This is a genomic window from Halobaculum sp. CBA1158 (assembly GCF_021431925.1).
Lineage (GTDB): Archaea > Halobacteriota > Halobacteria > Halobacteriales > Haloferacaceae > Halobaculum.
The window spans coordinates 1,186,206-1,203,976 of sequence record NZ_CP090371.1 but is presented as its reverse complement, the minus strand read 5'-3'; the positions used below and the strand labels follow the sequence as shown (position 1 = coordinate 1,203,976).

19 protein-coding genes are annotated in these 17,771 nt (G+C 66.1%); 14 read left to right on the top strand and 5 right to left on the bottom strand.

Translation table 11 applies throughout. The annotated features are described in order from the left end of the window. Positions 1-3: 3 nt before the first annotated feature. Together Hbl1158_RS06395 and tnpA are read right to left on the bottom strand one after the other, a co-directional pair. Entirely contained in the window at positions 4-1,263 is a 1,260-nt protein-coding gene (locus Hbl1158_RS06395; protein ID WP_234299224.1) for a transposase, read from the bottom strand. A 1-nt stretch (position 1,264) separates the two neighbouring features. Continuing rightward, complete coding sequence (gene tnpA, locus Hbl1158_RS06390; protein WP_234299223.1) at positions 1,265-1,657, bottom strand: IS200/IS605 family transposase; 393 nt, start codon at positions 1,655-1,657, stop codon at positions 1,265-1,267. Between the two features lie 172 nt (positions 1,658-1,829). Here tnpA and Hbl1158_RS06385 point away from each other — a divergent pair, with 172 nt between their 5' ends. From Hbl1158_RS06385 to Hbl1158_RS06365, 5 genes are all read left to right on the top strand, one after another. Next, positions 1,830-2,036, top strand: a complete 207-nt coding sequence (locus tag Hbl1158_RS06385; RefSeq protein ID WP_343213613.1) for a GtrA family protein — start codon at positions 1,830-1,832, stop codon at positions 2,034-2,036. Positions 2,037-2,106: 70 nt separating this feature from the next. After that, the gene (locus tag Hbl1158_RS06380; RefSeq protein WP_234299221.1) at positions 2,107-2,397 is read left to right on the top strand and encodes a UPF0175 family protein; all 291 of its coding nucleotides are present in this window, start codon (positions 2,107-2,109) and stop codon (positions 2,395-2,397) included. Beyond that, complete coding sequence (locus Hbl1158_RS06375) at positions 2,398-2,910, top strand: DUF3368 domain-containing protein (protein WP_234299220.1); 513 nt, start codon at positions 2,398-2,400, stop codon at positions 2,908-2,910. Between the two features lie 494 nt (positions 2,911-3,404). After that, on the top strand, positions 3,405-4,085 hold the full coding sequence (locus Hbl1158_RS06370; RefSeq protein ID WP_234299219.1) for a hypothetical protein: 681 nt from the start codon (positions 3,405-3,407) through the stop codon (positions 4,083-4,085). Between the two features lie 1,417 nt (positions 4,086-5,502). After that, positions 5,503-6,105 carry a helix-turn-helix domain-containing protein gene (locus Hbl1158_RS06365; RefSeq protein ID WP_234299218.1) on the top strand — a complete coding sequence of 201 codons (603 nt, stop codon included), beginning with the start codon at positions 5,503-5,505 and terminating at the stop codon, positions 6,103-6,105. 68 nt (positions 6,106-6,173) lie between these two features. Here Hbl1158_RS06365 and Hbl1158_RS06360 read toward each other — a convergent pair whose 3' ends face one another. Both Hbl1158_RS06360 and Hbl1158_RS06355 read right to left on the bottom strand, forming a co-directional pair. Next, positions 6,174-6,449 (bottom strand): hypothetical protein, encoded by a 276-nt coding sequence (locus Hbl1158_RS06360; protein WP_234299217.1) that lies wholly within the window; start codon positions 6,447-6,449, stop codon positions 6,174-6,176. A 3-nt stretch (positions 6,450-6,452) separates the two neighbouring features. Beyond that, positions 6,453-6,803 carry a winged helix-turn-helix domain-containing protein gene (locus Hbl1158_RS06355; RefSeq protein ID WP_234299216.1) on the bottom strand — a complete coding sequence of 117 codons (351 nt, stop codon included), beginning with the start codon at positions 6,801-6,803 and terminating at the stop codon, positions 6,453-6,455. A gap of 114 nt (positions 6,804-6,917) precedes the next feature. Here Hbl1158_RS06355 and Hbl1158_RS06350 point away from each other — a divergent pair, with 114 nt between their 5' ends. The 6 genes from Hbl1158_RS06350 to Hbl1158_RS06325 all read left to right on the top strand — a co-directional run bounded on the left by Hbl1158_RS06350 (position 6,918) and on the right by Hbl1158_RS06325 (position 14,629). After that, positions 6,918-7,478, top strand: coding sequence for a DoxX family protein (locus Hbl1158_RS06350; RefSeq protein WP_234299215.1), 561 nt, complete (start codon positions 6,918-6,920; stop codon positions 7,476-7,478). 439 nt (positions 7,479-7,917) lie between these two features. Further along, on the top strand, positions 7,918-8,808 hold the full coding sequence (locus tag Hbl1158_RS06345; protein ID WP_234299214.1) for a ferritin-like domain-containing protein: 891 nt from the start codon (positions 7,918-7,920) through the stop codon (positions 8,806-8,808). A gap of 363 nt (positions 8,809-9,171) precedes the next feature. Beyond that, the gene (locus Hbl1158_RS06340; RefSeq protein ID WP_234299213.1) at positions 9,172-9,363 is read left to right on the top strand and encodes a hypothetical protein; all 192 of its coding nucleotides are present in this window, start codon (positions 9,172-9,174) and stop codon (positions 9,361-9,363) included. A 162-nt stretch (positions 9,364-9,525) separates the two neighbouring features. Beyond that, positions 9,526-10,005 carry a universal stress protein gene (locus tag Hbl1158_RS06335; RefSeq protein ID WP_234299212.1) on the top strand — a complete coding sequence of 160 codons (480 nt, stop codon included), beginning with the start codon at positions 9,526-9,528 and terminating at the stop codon, positions 10,003-10,005. Continuing rightward, a complete protein-coding gene (locus Hbl1158_RS06330) occupies positions 10,002-12,239 on the top strand; it encodes an amino acid permease (protein WP_234299211.1) in 2,238 nt (745 codons plus the stop codon). Before Hbl1158_RS06335 ends, Hbl1158_RS06330 begins: the two co-directional genes overlap by 4 nt. Positions 12,240-12,376: 137 nt before the next feature. Then, positions 12,377-14,629 carry a prolyl oligopeptidase family serine peptidase gene (locus Hbl1158_RS06325; RefSeq protein ID WP_234299210.1) on the top strand — a complete coding sequence of 751 codons (2,253 nt, stop codon included), beginning with the start codon at positions 12,377-12,379 and terminating at the stop codon, positions 14,627-14,629. Positions 14,630-14,635: 6 nt separating this feature from the next. On the opposite strand, the gene Hbl1158_RS06320 is transcribed toward Hbl1158_RS06325, so the two are convergent. Beyond that, the gene (locus Hbl1158_RS06320) at positions 14,636-15,523 is read right to left on the bottom strand and encodes a helix-turn-helix domain-containing protein (RefSeq protein WP_234299209.1); all 888 of its coding nucleotides are present in this window, start codon (positions 15,521-15,523) and stop codon (positions 14,636-14,638) included. Between the two features lie 284 nt (positions 15,524-15,807). On the opposite strand from Hbl1158_RS06320, the gene Hbl1158_RS06315 reads away from it, so the two are divergent. From Hbl1158_RS06315 to Hbl1158_RS06305, 3 genes are all read left to right on the top strand, one after another. After that, positions 15,808-16,212, top strand: a complete 405-nt coding sequence (locus Hbl1158_RS06315) for a hypothetical protein (protein ID WP_234299208.1) — start codon at positions 15,808-15,810, stop codon at positions 16,210-16,212. After that, positions 16,209-17,153: an alpha/beta fold hydrolase gene (locus Hbl1158_RS06310; RefSeq protein ID WP_234299207.1), complete on the top strand. Its 945-nt coding sequence runs from the start codon at positions 16,209-16,211 to the stop codon at positions 17,151-17,153. Before Hbl1158_RS06315 ends, Hbl1158_RS06310 begins: the two co-directional genes overlap by 4 nt. A gap of 117 nt (positions 17,154-17,270) precedes the next feature. Beyond that, positions 17,271-17,765 (top strand): hypothetical protein, encoded by a 495-nt coding sequence (locus tag Hbl1158_RS06305; protein ID WP_234299206.1) that lies wholly within the window; start codon positions 17,271-17,273, stop codon positions 17,763-17,765. Positions 17,766-17,771 lie beyond the last annotated feature (6 nt).

The window sequence follows — 17,771 nt, the reverse complement described above, 5'->3', positions numbered from 1 at the left end:
CAGTCAGTCGTCGCTGGCAGAGGGTTTCGACTCTTCGTAGGCCGTGAGCGTCATCTGCGCTGGTACGCTCTTCTCACGGTGAGTCGTGGCGGTGTCACAACCGCTCCCATCCCGTGGCGAGTCATCGCGTTCCGCCTTGTCAAACGGGACGCTCTCTCCCCACGGGTCAATCCGTCGTGCGATATTCGCGGAAGCGTTGATGTCGGCCTGAAACGTCGAAACGTGGCAGTCGTCGTTCGGACACCGGAACTCGGCTTGAGAGTCCCGCCGACCGATACGGTGGCACGAGTGGCACGTCTTCGAGGTGTACGCCGGATTCACGTACTCGACTGGGATGCCTGCTTCCGTCGCCTTGTCCTCGATGCGCCCTTGCAGTCGGGCGAACGCCCACGAGTGAAGCCGACGATTCATGTACTTCCCGTAGTCGAGACGCTCACGGATGTACGTCAAGTCCTCCATCACCAACACCGGATTCTCAAACTGTGTGGCGTACTCGACGGCCTGCCGAGACGCTTTCTCCACGATGTCGGTGAGCGCGTTCTGGTAGTGCGAGAAGCGGTCTTCAATCCGCCACTCGGATGCGTCACGCTCTTGGAGTCGTTTCAGGGTCGTGTGCATCTCTTTGCGGAGATGCTTCGCTCTACTTCCGCTACACACGAACGGGTCAGTCGGAGAACCGTCCTTGAGGGCACAGCCCGTGATGAGAGCGGTTTCTCCGATGTCTAAGCCGATGTGCGTGGCGTCACCGTCCGTCGCTGGTTCTTCAACCGGGTACTCGACGGTGACGTGCAGTACCCAGTTCTGCCGGTGCTGTTGAAGCCGTATCTCCCCCGCCTTCGCGTCCTCCGATACGAGGTCGTGCCAGAGGTCTTCCTGTTCGGGATTGATGCGGAGCGGTATCCAGAAGTTCGTTCCCCGACCGGGACGCGGAACCCACCACGTGAACTCGTACTCGCGTTCTTCGGAGTGGTCGAACTTTGCAGCCTGATTCGTGAGCCGTATCGGGTGGCCGTCGTCCAACTCCTTGGCGTTGTACGTCTTGCGGAGTTTCGGGACGTAGTTGCAGAGCGCGGCTTTAGCTTGATACGGCAGGTCGTAGGGCGTCACGATGTCACTCACCGCCGACATGGTACTCGCCCCGGCGTCGAACGCCTCTTGCAGACCGTCACGGTAGGTTTCGAGCAGGTCGGTGAGTTTCGACTGCTTGTGCGCGGTGGGTGGCGCGAACGTCGCCTGCAACGTCTTCGTGACGGTCGGAGACACGCTACTGCTCCTCGACGTACTTCATGAGTACGTCGATGCTCACTTGGCCGGTGGTGGCGGGGAAGTACCCCGGTTGCCAGAACGCTTTGTCGAGCGCCTGCCGAACCTCGGGGTTCCCGTCACGGATTTTGCGGGACGTGACGCCCTTGAGTGAGTTGATGAACTTGGTGAGGTCGGTCGTTGGCTTCGCCGTGAACAGGATGTGAACGTGGTCGCTTCCGCCGTTGACGTTCTGGATGTTCACGCCGAAGTCCTCGGAGATGTCGCTGGCAATCTCCCCGACGCGTTCTGCGATTTCGTCGGTGAGGAGGTCTGCGCGGTACTTCGTGACGGTCACGAAGTGATATTGGAGCGCGTAGACCGTGTGCGACCCGGTTTCGAGGTTGTACTTCATTTGGCCGTGCAGATTTCTATATACCCAATTCTAATAAAAATTTACAGTCGTGGGGTATTCGGTCTGCAACCGACGGAGGAACGTGTAGGGGTTGTCGGCTTCACTCCCGTCCTAAAGGGCAGGTTTCTCGCCTTGAAAGAAGAGAGCGTATCTTCCCTCTCACGAACAGGCTATCCCAGCCACGTTCCGTTCGTTTGTGGTGAACTCAAGCGATGTGGTGGGGCTGCTCAAGACGAATCTCGTTCGTGGGACAGCAATTCCAATCCAACTCGTGGTGCTGTATCTGCTCGTTGACTGGCAGCAGATCCCGTATTTGGTGGCCAACGCAGTTGCAATCGTGGTCAGCGGACTCTTCGGGTATGTGCTCGATGGTCGGTAGACGTGGGGGTGATGCGGAACAGAGACGGGTCGCCGGAATCTTTGTATGCAATGCATACATTGTAAACTATATGGGAACGATCTCGGCACGCGTGCCCGATGAGTTGGAAGCAGAACTCGACGCATACCTCGAAGACGAAAACCTCGACCGAAGTACGGCTGTTCGAAAGCTTCTCTCAGAAAGTCTTGATGAGTGGCAGCGCCAACGAGCACTCGACCGACTTGCGGCTGGGACCATCACGTTCAGTAAAGCGGCTGAGCTGGCGGGAATGTCTGTCTGGGACTTTGCACAGCTCGCCAACGAACACGATATCACCTGGGTGGCCGAGGATCATCTCGACGCGGACCTCGAGGCGCTGTGAATGTGGGTTTTCGACGCGACGCCACTCATCTACCTCGCGAAGGTCGACCGACTCACACTCGTCCAGCAGCTTGAGACGTCGTGTGGTATCCCTGAATTAGTCTACGAGGAAGTCGTCACCACCGGTATCGAAGCGGGATATCCGGACGCCCGACGTATCGAGCGCAGCGTTGAGGAGGGCTGGTTCGATATCATTGCAGTTGAGACGTCCCCACTCCGGTCACGACTCCAAACCAACGACAATCTCAGCGACGCTGATGTTGCCGTCCTTGCCTGTGCCGAGACACACGACGGTGTTGCTCTCATGGACGAGACGTATGGCCGTGACGTTGCCGCAGCTGAGGGGATCACAACCCGAGGGACAGCGTATCTCGTCTTGACACTCGCAAAGCAGGATGCGATCAGTGTTGACGAGGCACGGACGGTCATCGATGCGATGATCGACGACGGGTGGTATTGTGCGCCTGCTGTCTACACGAGAATCGTACAGAAGCTCGAAGAATTCTCGGAGTGATATCCCACGGCTGAAGCCGTGAGCTTTCTCCTTGCATCTCTGTAACCAACTTTGTCTACAGGCGGAACTGGTTGAGTGCCTCGAGGCTTGACCCCTAGGTGGTTCACAGGCGACGCCATGTCGGCAGGGCGGAGTCCCTCACGGAGTTCTGTTCCTGTACCTCACCGAGTCGGTGACCGACTCCGTGGAGCGTGGTAAGACTCGTCGTCGCGATAGGCGTCGCTTTCGTGCTTGTACGGTACCCGTCGACGAGAGCAGGTCACACACTCAAGTACCCACGTCGGCTCGACTGAGACATGTCCCCGAGATCCTCGCCACCATCTCTTCCCTCTCTTGCGACGGTCGGTGACCGATTCCTGGCCGAGGGCCACGTTCGGCTTGAGGAGCTCCCCGACGGAACGGTCATCGGGATCAGACTCGGGGACGATAGCCGTCTACGGGTAGCGTTTCCGGACACGTCGGACGACAGCCAAGCCGAAGCCACGTGGACCCGAATGGAGTCGGTGCCGCCGCGGTACCGATTCGCCGTACGAAACCTCGAACGTCGCCTGGATCGGGGCGCGTTACACGCCGCCGTCGACGACCCGACGACCGTGACCATCTGGGGGATCGCGGTCCATCGCCGACACCGAGGATACGAGTGGGACCTCGCGCCGCCGGTGGTCGGCCTCGACATCGAGCACCCCGAGACGACGATGCTCCCGCACGAACTCGAGCGGGCGTTCGACGAGCTCGGCCTCCCGACGCTCCCGACCCTCGACACGGAGGTACACGTTCGAGAGCTCTCTGCCGACGGCGTCGCGTCGCCGGAGACACTCTGGGGCGACGGGACCGCCCTCGGTGTCCTCTATCGGAAGAAAGGCGGCGGCATGGCGACGACACGCGCACCGACGTATCGGACCGCCCCACCGGAACCGGAGCCGATCACCGCGTCGGCAGAGGCGTACGCCGCGGAGATCGCCGCGGCAGATGCGATCGCGTCACTAACGAGCGCGCTCGAATCGGAGGGACGGTCGCCGACCGTGTCGACGCTCGCCGATCGCGTCGTGGATCGGGCGGTTCGGAGTGACTACCCGCGGTTCACACACGGCGAAACGACCCTTGATATCGACGTGCTCGAAAGCGCCGTCGCCCGACGCGTCGCCGAAGTCGTCGGCTCGTCGTCGAACGGGTAGCGTCGTCTGGCGCACATCGACTGAGTAGTGCCGTCCGGGAACGACGCTGGTGACGCGGTATCCGCCTCCGTCGATTCCGCCTCCTCAGAGACTGCGTTCGGGCAGAGTCGAACCTCGTCATCCCCGTCGGTGGTCGTCGGCCTCGGACTGCTCTTTGTTGGTGGTGGAAGCCTCGCGACGGTCCGACGTGCTCGCGGTGAGTGATGCGTTTCGTTGGACCCGCCGACTACACCCCGGCTTGGATGCTGGCGGTCGCGCGCCACTCCACGTGAAATGAGGGTTGTTTGAACGACCCTCGAACACGGTCTTCGTCCATGAAACGTCCTACACCTGTTAGAGAGTCGCTATTACGGTCGATATCGTGACTTCGGGAGGTCTGTCTGGGAATAAACTGTCCTATCACGACCGGAAAACCCGGTTAATACGGCTCTCTGAGGGCGATACCAGCGAATCCCAGCGTCCGTGGACCGGATAGTGAGATGCAGTTCCCCCGAACCACCGGATGTCGTCGATGAGACGCCGTATATCGGCTGATTCGGAAACCACGGCCGGCGGGTACCGGCCGCCGTCACGTCGCTGCGACTGGCGACGATTACGTACATTGCCGGAATTCGTGGATATCAGGCCTCGAAAGACGGTCAGCGGAATTCAACTCAACCCGTCTCGATCGATCGTGGATCGGGCAGTAGGGCCATTGGTTCACTCGATTTCGGCTAATACATCTGTTGGAGACGTATTGGGTTCAACCGGGACCGACATACGCGTGATCGCGAGTCCGGACTTTCACCCCCAGTACACACCCGAAATCGAGAGATACGCCGATGCTACCCATGCCGGATGCGATTGAGAACCACACGTAGCACCCCTCACACCTTCGATTTGAGTACGGCGTCGGCAAGCGAGACAACATCCACCACCACTACCCGCTCCGAGAGCCTACACTTCCACAGTCACCACACTCTACCGGGTGTTCGCGGGGATGTAGCCGTGCTATCAGGCCAGCATCCCGGCCGAACCGCCGTCACAACGGCCACAAACCGCTTTCTCGGTTATACAGACGACCTCACGGGCCACACATATACACCGCGAGCAACGACCTCCGCTTCGACTCCAGTCGATCACGCCTCACTCGCGGTGAGATCGAGACCGCAGGGGCAGCGTTCGACGAGTAGCGTGTCAGTGGCCCGGCTGGGGACGCGTGAGTGCGCGTTATGTCGCCGATGTCGGCCTGTTCGTCGCGATTGGATAGCCGTCGAATGGCCGCTACTAAGTTGGTCGGCAGCTCGTGTCGCTCGGGGTTTCTTGATATGGCTCGCCCGCTCACCGCTTCCGTCCTCCGCGTCGCTCGCGTCTAATCGAGAGAGTGACCGCAATAGTTTTTGCCGATTTGCTGTAAACTGTAAGTACTCAATTGCCCATGTCACGGACATCAAACCGAGCCAACGGCGACGTCATCCAGGACTTCCTCTCGGTCGCGGACCTCCTTGAGGAGCCACAGCTCGCCCGACTGTATGCGTATCTCGTCCGAGAGGCGGAAGCAACCGTCCAAGAGCTCATGAGCGAGCTCGACCTCGCGCAGGGCACGGCCTACACCTACGTGAACCGGCTGGTCGACGCCGGCGTCATCGAGGCAACCACCGACGAGCAACCCCGTGCGTACGTCGCTCGCGACATCGATTTGACCGTCACGGCAGGTGATGGCGTTCGCGAGTACACGATCACGCCCGTGCTCATCGACGCAGTCGCCCGTCGCACGACCGACGACGACATTGATACCTACATCGACCGCCACGGCATCGCCGGACTCGCAACTGCACTCACCTACACCGTCGACCGGGAACGTGGCGAGGTCACCCACCGGCTGATGGCCCGAGAACTTGACATCTCGCCGCTCGCCGCCGAGATCATCCTGCAGACGCTCCGCCCCGTCGTCCACGAGCACTTCGATATCGAGGAGGCAGGCGCGTCGATCGCGGATATCGAGGGTGTTGATCGGGACATCACCGGCGACGACGCGTGAGCGCCATCCATATCGCTAATTTTGGCTATTGCAACGGGGGCACGACAGAATTCGAAATCCAGGACGGGTCAGGGATTCGGTGCATACAGCGCGTAGAGGATCGACACCATCCCGGCTGCGGTGACGAGTGCGGCGACGAGTCCCGCCTCGAAAATCGACACCTGAAGGAGTTCGAAGAGGACGCCCTCGAGGAGGCCACCGAGCCCGATCAGCGCGAAGCCGGCCGCGACGTACAGCAGTAACTGCGTGTGATGCCGTTGGTACCCGCGATACGCCTGGTACGCGATGACCAGCGCCAGCGCGGTCGTGAGCAGTTTGGCAATGACGAATAGGGTGTGTTCCATGAGTCAGCCTCCCCGCATCTCCTCGAAGATGGTCGCGATCCGGTCGGCGGGGTCCGGCCGGACGTCGATTGTGACGTCGAAGCCCTCGGCCTGCAGGAGGATTTCGACGCGTTCGAGTCGCGCCTCGTACTCGCTGTAGTGGCGTCCTCCCGGGTCGACGTGCGTGTACTCCTCGAGGAGCCCCTGCTCGAGGAGGCGCGTAACACGGCGCGAGACGGTCGGACGCGACATGTCGCACTCCTCGCTGAGTTCCTTCGCGGACAGTCGCTCGGTCTTCGTCGCCACGAGGATGGCTCGGGCGTACTCGTCGTCGAGTGTGGCGAAGACCGCCGGCGGATCGGGCTCCTCGGTCACACTCACCCACTCGCCAAAGCGGGGTAATATAGCCCGCCGGTTTTCCGACCCAGAACGCCGACTCGCCGGTATATCGTCTCGCCCCGCCTACTGATAACTGAAGGTGAACTAACTATGTCCACACTCGACTCCGGTATGAACCACCTCGAGAGCAGAGTCGGCGGTCTGACCGTCGGCGGGAAAGTCCACAGCCTCAGCGCGTGGTTCGTGCTCGCGCTCCGCCTCATGATGGGGTACGCGTTCGCGTACTCCGGGTTCGCGAAGATCACCGGCGAGTTCGCCGCCGGCGGGTATCTGTCGAACGTCGCCGCGACGAACGGCAACCCATTGGCGGGGATGTTCGCGTGGATGGGGTCGACGCCGTGGTTCGTCGAGTTCGCGAACGTCGCCGTCCCGTGGGGCGAACTGTTCATCGGACTCGGCCTGCTCGTCGGTGCGTTCGTCCGCCTCGCGGCGTTCTTCGGCGCGCTGATGATGCTCATGTTCTACTTCGGGAACTGGGACATGGCACACGGCTTCATCAACGGGGACTTCGCGTACATGCTCGTGTTCCTCGCGGTCGCCGCGTTCGCCGGGGGCCGCATCCTCGGACTCGACAAGTACATCGAGGAGTACGAGGTCGACGGCGTGGCGCTCGTCGAGCGCTACCCCGCCCTCGAATACGTCCTCGGATAACCACGGCGAGTGGTTTCCAGGGTACGGTACTACAAACATCAGTTCAAGACGCGAACTTCCGTGTTGACGATTCACAGACGGAAGGCGCTGTGTCTAGTCGTCGTTCTCATCGAGACCCGCCACGAGCTGTCCGGTGGCTGTCCAGCCCCCCGAACTCGTCGGAGCCTACGTGCTCGGATTCGTCGATATCGATGATGTCACTCGAGCTGCGGTGGCATGCACGGAGAGCGCAACGGATCTCTCGGGCGTCCGGCGGTCGTGTCGACTGTCCCCGGATCGCCCCCCGACGTAGGCCTACTGTACTCGGTGTATGGTCGGCGTTCCAATCGAGGGCCATCGAGACCAATCCGTACGGTCGCACTACGTGAACCACCCCTGCGCGTAACAAACCGTCGGGGGGCGAAAGTCTCACTCGTCGGTTCGTCCGACACGCACTACGATGACAGCAAACGACTACGACATAGACGACCGAGTTGCGGGTATCGACGCGGCGGAGAACGGTGGCGACGGCGGAGGGTCCCGACGGCGGTTCCTCAGTCGCTCGGCGATCGCCGGCGGCGCGCTGTTGGCCCTCGGAAGCGGTGCCGGCCTCTCGCTTGCACAGGAAGACGGCGAGGACACCGAGGAGGAAGAGGGCCCGCTGTTCGACGACGAGGAGGGGACCGACGTGGACGTGTTGAACTACGCGCTCACGCTCGAGCACCTCGAGAACGCGTTCTACCGGACGGGGATCGAGATGTTCGACGCAGCGGATTTCCTCGAGTCGGACGCGACGATCGTCTCCACCGAGGAGGACGCGGAGGTGCTGTACGAGAACCTGCAGACGATCGGCGACCACGAGGCGGCCCACGTCGACCTGCTCACGCAGGTTGTCGAGCTGCTCGGCGGGACGCCCGTCGAGGAGGCGGAGTACGACTTCGGCATCGAGGACGTGGCCGGGTTCATGTCGCTCGCGTCGACGCTCGAGAACACGGGCGTCGCCGCGTACGCGGGTGCCGCGCCCGCGATCGAGAGCCCGGACCTCCTGCGGACGGCGCTGGGCGTCCACAGCGTCGAGGCCCGCCACGCGGCCGTCGTGACGGCCGCCGGCGGCGACGACCCGTACCCGGACGCGGTCGACGAGCCGGCGGCCCAGTCGGACGTCCTCTCGGCGGTCGGCCCGCTCATCGTCGACGAGTCGGACGACGAGGGTGAGGGTGAAGAGGGCGACGAGGGCGACGGTGCAGAAGACGGGCACGGCGAGAACGGTGATGGGAGCGAGGGGGACGACGGCGAGAGCGGGTCATCGAACAGCACCGCGACCGACACCCCGAACGGGGACGGGTCGTAACGGCGGGAACGGACGCTCCGCTTCGGCACGGTTTCCCCGGTGTTCCGGTCGCCGGGGACAGCGACGCCAGCCACGTCGTGGGTGAAAACGACGTCACGGTCGGAAGCCGTCTCGTTGCATGCGACATCGGCCGACTCCCCGAACGACGTGCTCCTCCCGTTCGACGCCGGCCAACCCGGACGGGAGACCTCGCTGCCGTCGAGACCGATGTATTGGTATGAACACCGTCATCGCTCGCCCGAGAGTCGCTCGAGTCGGGCCGTTCGAACTGATTAGTGATCCGAGATCGGTGAACGATTTTACCTAATCACACCTGATAATCGGACGATCACACTCATATCCTCGACCCGCACAGACGCGGGTATGTCCGCGAGCGACGAACGCCCGGCCCTGGAGGGAGAGCGCCTGACCGACCTGCCGGAGTTCGAGCTCCGATACCTCCTCGACGACGGCGAGCGGCCGACGGAGGTGACCGTCTACGCGCCCGAGTCGCTGGAGACGACGTGGCTCACCGTCGACGCGTCGGCGACGGTGTCGCTTGAGGAGGTCCGCTGACGCGACCGCGACGGCGCGATCCGCCCGAGCCGCCCGACGCCCGCGAGGGGGAGCGTTTAATCCCGTCCGGTCCGACCGGCGGGATATGAACGAACGACGCGACAGCGACGCGGCCTCGACGCGGCTCGGCCGTCGGATCGACCCCGCCCGAGGTGGACGCCGGTGACGCGCCTGCTCGAGCGGGTCGTCGTCCCCGTGGCCTCCGAGGCCGACGCCATCGAGACGGCGCGGGCGCTCACACCACACGAGGCCGAGCTGGGCGACGTGACCCTGACGTACGTCGTCGAGAAGGCCGGCGGCGCGCCCGACAAGGCGGGCGTCGAGCAGCGCGAGGAGGCCGCACGGGAGGCGTTCGACGCCTTCGCGGAGGTGCTGCCCGCCGTGACGGCCGACCACCGGATAGCCTACGACACAGATATCGTCGATGGGATCCTCGGCGTCGTCGACGAGACCGACGCGACGGCGATCGCGTTCACGCCCCGCGAGGGCGGGCGGTTCGTCCGGCTGCTCACGGGCGACATCTCGTTGCGACTGGTCACGGGCGCGGACGTTCCCGTGGTGAGCCTGCCGCGTCGCGGGGGCGACGACGCCGGCGACGAGGACGGGGAAAGCGGCGCGGTCGACGGGGACGAGGACGAATGAGCGACGACGAGGAGCTCGCGAAGGACCTGGGGCCGCTGGCGGCGCTGACGATCGGCGTCGGGACGATGATCGGCGCGGGGATCTTCGTGCTGCCCGGGATCGCCATCTCGGAGGCGGGGTCGTTCGCCGTGCTCTCGTTCGTGCTCGGCGGCGCGATCGCGATCCTCACGGCGTTTTCGGCCTCGGAGTTGGGGACCGCGATGCCCAAGTCCGGTGGAGCGTACTTCTACGTGAATCGGGCGCTCGGGCCGCTGTTCGGCTCCGTCGCCGGGTGGGCCAACTGGATGGGGCTTGCGTTCGCCTCGGCGTTCTACATGGTCGGGTTCGGCGAGTACATCGTCACCATCACCGGCGGGTCGATCGGGATCCCGCTGACGAGCGTGGCCGTCCCCGTGGGCGTGAAAGTCGTCGCGGTGGCGGGCGCGGCGCTGTTCGTGCTCATCAACTACGTCGGCGCGAAGGAGACCGGGAAGATCCAGAACGTCATCGTCGTCGTGCTCGTGGCGATCCTCGCGGTGTTCACGTTCGTCGGGGGACTGCGCTCGGACCCGGTGAACCTCGCGGAAGCGACCGGGTTCGGGCCGATGGTCACGACGACGGGGCTGATCTTCGTCTCGTATCTCGGGTTCGTCCAGATCACCTCGGTCGCAGAGGAGATCAAAGAGCCGGGCAAGAACCTCCCGCGGGCGGTCATCGGGTCGGTCGTCATCGTGACGGTCATCTACGCGCTGGTGTTGATCGTGATGAGCGCCGCCGTCGAGCAGGGGTTCATTGCAGGACTCCCGGAAGACCAGATCGCCGTCGTCGAGGTCGCCCGGGTGGTTCTGGGCCCCGCCGGGGCCGTGGCGATGCTGGTCGGCGGGCTGTTGGCGACGGCGTCGTCGGCCAACGCCTCCATCCTCGCGTCCTCGCGGATCAACTTCGCGATGGGACGCGACCGGATCGTCTCCCCGGAGATAAACGAGGTGCACCCGCGGTTCGGGACGCCGTATCGCGCCATCGCGATCACGGGCGCGCTCATCCTCCTGTTCATCGTCGTCGCGGACGTGAACACCCTGTCGACGCTCAGCTCGGTGTTGCACCTGGTCATCTACGCGCTGCTCAACGTCGCGCTGATCGTGATGCGGGAGGCCGACGTCGCGGACTACGACCCCGACTACACGGTGCCGCTGTACCCGGTCGTGCCGGTGCTCGGAGCGATCGTCTCGGTCGCGCTCATCGTGTTCATCGACTGGCGAGTCGTCGCCGTCGGCGGCGGCTTCGTCGGCTTCGCGATTCTGTGGTACTTCGGGTACGCCCGCTCGCGGACGACGAGCGAGGGCGCGCTCTCGACGTACGTTCGGTCGCGCTCGGACGCGATGCCCGACGAGGTCGTCGACGCCGCCGACGCGGTCGCGCCGGACGGCGGCGACTTCACGGTGATGGTGCCGCTGGCGAACCCGGCCACCGAGTCCGAACTGATCAGGCTGGCGGCGAACATCGCCCGCCAGCGCGGCGGCACGGTCGACGCCGTCCACATCGTCTCCGTGCCCGACCAGACCTCCCTCGAGTACGCCGCGGAGCACGTGCCCGAGTTCGACGACACCTCCGACGAGCTGCTCGACCGCGCCCGCCTCGACGCCGAGGAGTTGGGCGTCCCCGTCGAGACCAGTACGATCGTCTCTCACCGGTCGTTCGAGGAGGTGTTCGACGCCGCCAGAACCCACGAGGCCGACCTCGTGGTGATGGGCTGGAGCCCGGAGGGCCACGGCTCCTCGGCCCGCATCGAGGGCCGCATCGACGAGCTCACCCAGAACCTCCCGTGTGACTTCCTCGTGCTCAACGACCGCGGCGGGCTCGACCCCGAGCGCGTGCTCGTCCCGACTGCGGGCGGCCCCGACTCGGACCTCTCGGCGGAGGTGGCGGGCTACCTCCGGGACGCGTTCGGCTCGGAGATCCGGCTGCTTCACGTCGCCGACGACGCCGACGCCGGCGAGACGTTCCTGTCGGGATGGGCCGACGGACACGGCCTCGGCGACGCAGAGCAGATCGTCGAGTCCGGCGACGTGGAGGCGGCCATCGAGAGACACTCGCGGGACGCCTCGCTCGTGGTCATCGGAGCGACCGAGCGCGGGATGCTCTCGCGGCTCGTGAGCGGGACGCTCGCGCTCGACGTGGTCAACGAGGTGGACTGCTCGGTGCTGCTGGCCGAGCGGCCGAGCGACCGCGGGCTGCTCGACCGACTGTTCGGCTGAGTCGCGTCGACCCCGCCGGGGCGACTCCCGACCGTGGGGCCGGACTCGGTCGACGCCGACGCCGGTCTCGCGGGCGACTCCCGGCAACGCGGCCGGCGACCCGCAGCTACTTCCGACGCGACCCGGAGTTCGGATCGATGACCGACAGCGACACCGCGGGCGACGCCTCGCCGCCGGCGACGCCCCGACGCCCCGTCACCGACGAACTCCACGGCGAGTCGATCGTCGATCCGTATCGCTGGCTGGAGGACGGCGACGACGAGGCGGTCCGCGAGTGGACGGACGCGCAGAACGACTACGCCGAGGCGGTGCTCGACACCCCCCACCGCGAGGCGCTCGCCGAGCGCTTCGAGGACCTGGGTCGCGTCGGGGAGTACGGCCCGGTCACGCCCGCCGGCGACCGACTGTTCCAGGCGGTCGCCGCCCCCGAGGACGAACAGCCGGTCGTGTACGCCTACGACGACGCCGCGGCCGTCGGCACCGACGACGGGACCGTGCTCGCCGACCCCAACGACCGGGACGACGACGGCACGGTTTCGGTCGATTGGTTCGTTCCCGGTCCCGAGGGCGAGTACCTCGCGTACGGCGTCGCCGAGGGCGGCGACGAGCAGTACGACGTGCGGGTCGTGGAGGTCGCGACCGGGGCGGTCGTCGAGACGGTCGCCGACGCCGGCCGGACGCAGGCGGCCGGGTTCGCCTGGGTCGCCGGCGACGCCGGCGGCGATGCGCCCGACCCCCGCGGCTTCTACTACGTGACCACCGGTGCGGCCGGCGGAGGCGACGGTGACGATGCGGCCGACAAGCGGGGCGACGAGACCGCCGACGGAGACAGCGACGACGACCCCGCCGACGGCCAACTCGACAAGGCGATCCGCTTTCACGAGTTCGGGTCGGGGAGTGCGCCCGCACGGGACCACGTGGTCGCCGACGACATCGGGGAGACGACGTGGCCGACGCTCGTCGCCGAGGGCGACGCGCTCGTCGCCGGCTACACCGAGGGCTGGGACCGCACCGACCTCTACGGCTACCGCGGCGATCCCGCGACGGCGACGCTCTCGCCGGTGCTCACCGGCCGCGATGCCGTCTTCGAGCCGACGGTCGACGGCGACCGCGACCGACTCCTGCTCGCGACCGACCACGGGGCCGACTTCTCGCGCGTGCTCTCCGTCGACCTGGCGGACGCCCTCGGCGACGGGCCCGGAGACGCGGACGGGAGCGGGGACGGGGGCGATGGTGTGGACGCGTCCGCGGACGCGGTCGACGTCGGGGACCTCACCGAGGTGATCCCCGAGGGCGAGGCCGTCCTCCGGGGCGTCGAGCCAGCCGGCGACCGCCTCCTCGCGCACTACCACCGCGACGCCAGCTCCGAGCTCGTCGTGTTCGACGCCGACGGGACCCGCGAGCGGTCGGTCGAGCTTCCGGCGTTCCCGACGGTCGCGGGGGTCCACGGCGCGAGCGACGCCCCCGAGGCGTTCGCGACTGTGCAGTCGTTCGCGGAGCCGCCCTCCGTGCGCCGGGTCGACCTCGCGGACGGAGCGACCGAGACGCAGTGTGCGCAGTCGACTGAACCGGAGTTCGAGATAGAGGTGAGCCAGGAGCGGTTCGAGTCGGCCGACGGCACAGAGGTCCCCGCGTTCGTCGTCCGCCGCGAGGGCGTCGACGCCGACGGCGACAACCCCGCGTTGCTCACGGGGTACGGCGGCTTCCGGGTGAACCGCACGCCGACGTTCGACCGCTTCCGCCTGCCGTTTCTCGCCGCCGGCGGCGTGTTCGTGCTCGCGACGCTGCGGGGCGGCACCGAGTACGGCGAGCCGTGGCACGAGGCCGGACGCCGGGGGAACAAACAGCGCGTGTTCGACGACGCGCTCGCGGTCGCCGACGGCCTCGCCGAGACGGGCTGGGCCGACCCCGACCGCATCGGCGTCACCGGCGGCTCCAACGGCGGGCTGCTCGTCGGCGCGCTGATCACCCGGCGGCCCGAGCGCTTCCGGGTCGCGCTGTGTCACGTGCCGCTGCTCGACATGCTCCGATTTCACCGCTTCCTGCTCGGGGCGTCCTGGACCAGCGAGTACGGCCACCCCGACGACCCCGAGGCGTTCGCGTACCTGCGGGAGTACTCGCCGTACCACAACGCCCCCGAGGCCGACTACCCGGCGACGATGTTCACGACGGCCCTGGGCGACACGCGCGTCCATCCGAGCCACGCCCGGAAGATGACCGCGCTCGTGCAGGACCTCCAGGCCGGAGACGAGCCGGTGATCCTCCGCGTCGAGGACGACGCCGGCCACGGCGTCGGCAAGCCCACGTCGATGCGGGTGCGCGAGAACAGCGAGCGGTGGGGGTTCGTGTTCGAGCGGTTGGGGATCGACGCCCGGACGATCCCCCAGTAAGCGCCGTCACTCGGACGCGTCGTCGGCCCGCTCGACCGCCTCGATCACGTCAAGTTCCCCGTCGACCGTAACCGTCAGTCGGTCGCCGGCGATCTCGAAGCGACCCCAGACCGTCGGAGCGTCGAGATCGTACGCCTCGAGCTCCCAGGAGACGCCCATCTCCCAGAGGGGACGCTTCCACGGGTCGAAGCCGCGGTCGGCGAGGAAACCGCTCACCACCGGGAGGTACTCGATCATTCCCCCCACCGTACTGTAGAGGAACCACGCACAGCGGTCACACACGGAGTGAACGAGCACCTCGTCGGGGAGCATGTTCGTCTCCTCCCAGTAGTCGTCGGGGGGCTGAAGCGAGTTCGTCACCGCTCCCGCACAGTAGGGGCACAACCCCTTCAGCATCGAGACGCGGTCGCGCGTGAGGCGATCGTTCGTCGCCTGCAACAGCGACTCCGGGGTCGCGGGATCGAACGTCGACGGCGCGACGGGGTAGCGGTACAGGAGGTCGCCGCACTCGCGGCACCCGATGTGGGCCCGCCCGTCGTCGTACCACGCGTACCGTCGTTCGCCGCACGTCTCACACGATCCGTCGATCGCGAACGCCTCGACGGTCGTTTCGGTGTTGAACTGCTGGGCGATGAGCGCCTGATACGCCCGGATCCCCGCCAGCGTCAGCCCGTACCCGCCCTGCTTCTGCTCGACGAACTCGTCGAGGAGTTGCTTGAGGTGGTAGTTGAACTGCCCGTTGTCCTCGACACCCACGGCCTCCTGTATCTCCGAGAACGCGAGCGTTGCGTACCCTCCCTCCCCGCTCGCCTCGCCGAGCGCCGAGATGATGCCCAGTCGCGTCTCGTTCGCCAGCAGCTCGAAGGTCCGCCGGGACGTCTCCTCGTCCGTCATCTACCAGATGGATCACACGAAACCAGATACGGGTTCCGATCAGAGAGCGGACAAATAGTGTACCACGCTACACCTGTTATCGGGGGGTAGACAGGAAATGAACGGTTTTTCACCAAGTAATTAAGTCGATGTGCGGAGTCTACGCATTTGCGTTGAGGACGTGGGGAACATAGTGCCTCTGACATGGACTCCCATCCCCTCGTCCTCAGCCGTCCCGTTCTCGGACCGGGTCCGCGATACGCCGCCCCGGAACCAGTAAGTCGCCCGCGAGTGTAGCCGCCGGCATGACAACCGACGAGTCGACGCTCGCGCGGGAACTGCGACACGACGGCATCGACGTCGAGGAGGTACGCGTCGCCGACGGACGCGTCGCCGTCGTCTACACCACGACGCTCCCGGGCAGCGAACCCGACCACGGGGAGTTGGGCCGCGTCTGCACCACGTTCATCGACCTCGTCGAGGCGGGCGACCTCGACCCCGTCCGCGTCGAGGCGACCGCGATGCGACACCCCGGGGACGTGCAGGCGACCTGGCGGATCGAGGCCGACTGGCTCGACGACATCGTGAACTACCGCATCACCGAGGAGGAGTTCTCCGCACGCGTGCTCGACAGCGTCGATACCGACCCCGACCCCGAGCGAACGGACGCCGCCGTCGCCGAGGGCGAGGAGGGAGGGGGAGACGCGTGAGCCCCGGCACGACGCCCGACCGAGAGCCGGCGGCGCGAGTGCGAACGGGTCGACCCTCTCGGGAGGCGTTCTCGACGCGACGGCTCACCTTCGCGGTCGACGGCGACGACTGCGCCGGGACGCTGTACCGCCCGCGCGACGCGGCTGACCCGGCGGTCGTCGTGCTCGGCCACGGCTTCGCCGCGGAGGCGGCGTTCGGACTCGACCGGATCGCAGAGCGCCTCGCGAACGCGGGCTACGCCGCGTTCGCGTTCGACTACCGCGGCTTCGGCGAGTCGGCGGGGACGCCGGTCGTCCTCCCCGACCGCCAGGTGGCCGACTGGAACGCCGCCGTCGACCGCGTCCGCGACGTCGACGACCTCGGCGGTAGAATCGCGCTGTGGGGCGTCTCGCTGGCCGGCGGACACGTGATCCGCGTCGCCGCCGACCGCCACGACGTGGACGCCGTCGTCGCGCGCACGCCGTTTTCCGACGGTCGGTCGCTGCTGCGGAGCAAGTCGCTGCGATACCTCCTGCGCGCGACGGGAGCCGGGGTGCGCGACCGCCTCGCCGGACTCGTCGGCAGAGAACACGAGGTGAAGGTGTACGGCCGCCCCGAGGAGTTCGCGGCGCTGAACGAACCCGGAGCGCTCGACGGCTACGCGGCGCTGATCCCCCGTGACTCGACGTGGCAAAACGGGACCCCCGCGCGGACGCTGCTGGCGCTGCCGCGGTATCGCCCGGTCACGGACGCCGAGTCGGTGCGGTGTCCGAGTCTCGTCGTCGCCGGCACCGAGGACGACGTGGTGCCGTACGCGACCGCCGAACGCCTGCACGGGGAGCTTCCGGAGTCGTCGCTGGTGGCGCTGCCGATGGACCACTTCGATCCGTGGGACGACCGCTTCGGAGAGGTGCTCGCCCACGAGGTGGCGTTCCTCGACGCCGCCCTCGACCGAACGTGACCGGAGCCCGCCCCCGAACGGGGTGGCGATGCCGAACGAGATACCGACGCCCGATCGTATCAGGACGCCATCTGATCCGTAGTACGTAGTTATCTCCTCTGGCATCCTTTACCTCTCGTGTACAACAGATCGCTCGCGCTCGTAGTCGCAACGCTTCTCGTCACGTCCGCCGCGGTCGCGCCCGTCGCCGCGCAGTCGGACCGCCCGTCGTGGTCCGGCGAGGTGTTCACACAGCTCGAGGAGGGATTCGGCCTGTACAACGACGCCAGCGGCGAACTCGATCTCGGGCCGCTCGCGGGCCAGATCGAGAACAAACGCGTGAACCTCTACGTGAGCGACGCCGGTGAGACCGCCGTCTACTCGTTCCGGATCACCGGTGACGGAGCGATCGTCGACCTCCGCGAGTCGCCACATGACGACGCGACCCTCAGGATGGAGACCGACCGCGCGACGATAGAACACATCGCAGCCGCCGAAAGCGGCGACCAGGCGGCGAATCGCTTTACCGACGCGGTCAGAAGCGACGACATCGTGCCCAAGGGCGAGCGGGGGAACGTGGTCGCCCAGATCACCTGGGGCGTTCTGAACGCGCTCAAGGGCCTGCTGTCGTGATCGGGT

Coding starts and splice junctions, on each gene's coding strand:
- tnpA (WP_234299223.1), bottom strand. CDS start 1,657: ATGAAGTACAACCTCGAAACCGGGTCGCACACGGTCTACGCGCTCCAA.
- Hbl1158_RS06380 (WP_234299221.1), top strand. CDS start 2,107: ATGGGAACGATCTCGGCACGCGTGCCCGATGAGTTGGAAGCAGAACTC.
- Hbl1158_RS06375 (WP_234299220.1), top strand. CDS start 2,398: ATGTGGGTTTTCGACGCGACGCCACTCATCTACCTCGCGAAGGTCGAC.
- Hbl1158_RS06370 (WP_234299219.1), top strand. CDS start 3,405: ATGGAGTCGGTGCCGCCGCGGTACCGATTCGCCGTACGAAACCTCGAA.
- Hbl1158_RS06365 (WP_234299218.1), top strand. CDS start 5,503: ATGTCACGGACATCAAACCGAGCCAACGGCGACGTCATCCAGGACTTC.
- Hbl1158_RS06360 (WP_234299217.1), bottom strand. CDS start 6,449: ATGGAACACACCCTATTCGTCATTGCCAAACTGCTCACGACCGCGCTG.
- Hbl1158_RS06350 (WP_234299215.1), top strand. CDS start 6,918: ATGTCCACACTCGACTCCGGTATGAACCACCTCGAGAGCAGAGTCGGC.
- Hbl1158_RS06345 (WP_234299214.1), top strand. CDS start 7,918: ATGACAGCAAACGACTACGACATAGACGACCGAGTTGCGGGTATCGAC.
- Hbl1158_RS06340 (WP_234299213.1), top strand. CDS start 9,172: ATGTCCGCGAGCGACGAACGCCCGGCCCTGGAGGGAGAGCGCCTGACC.
- Hbl1158_RS06330 (WP_234299211.1), top strand. CDS start 10,002: ATGAGCGACGACGAGGAGCTCGCGAAGGACCTGGGGCCGCTGGCGGCG.
- Hbl1158_RS06325 (WP_234299210.1), top strand. CDS start 12,377: ATGACCGACAGCGACACCGCGGGCGACGCCTCGCCGCCGGCGACGCCC.
- Hbl1158_RS06320 (WP_234299209.1), bottom strand. CDS start 15,523: ATGACGGACGAGGAGACGTCCCGGCGGACCTTCGAGCTGCTGGCGAAC.
- Hbl1158_RS06315 (WP_234299208.1), top strand. CDS start 15,808: ATGACAACCGACGAGTCGACGCTCGCGCGGGAACTGCGACACGACGGC.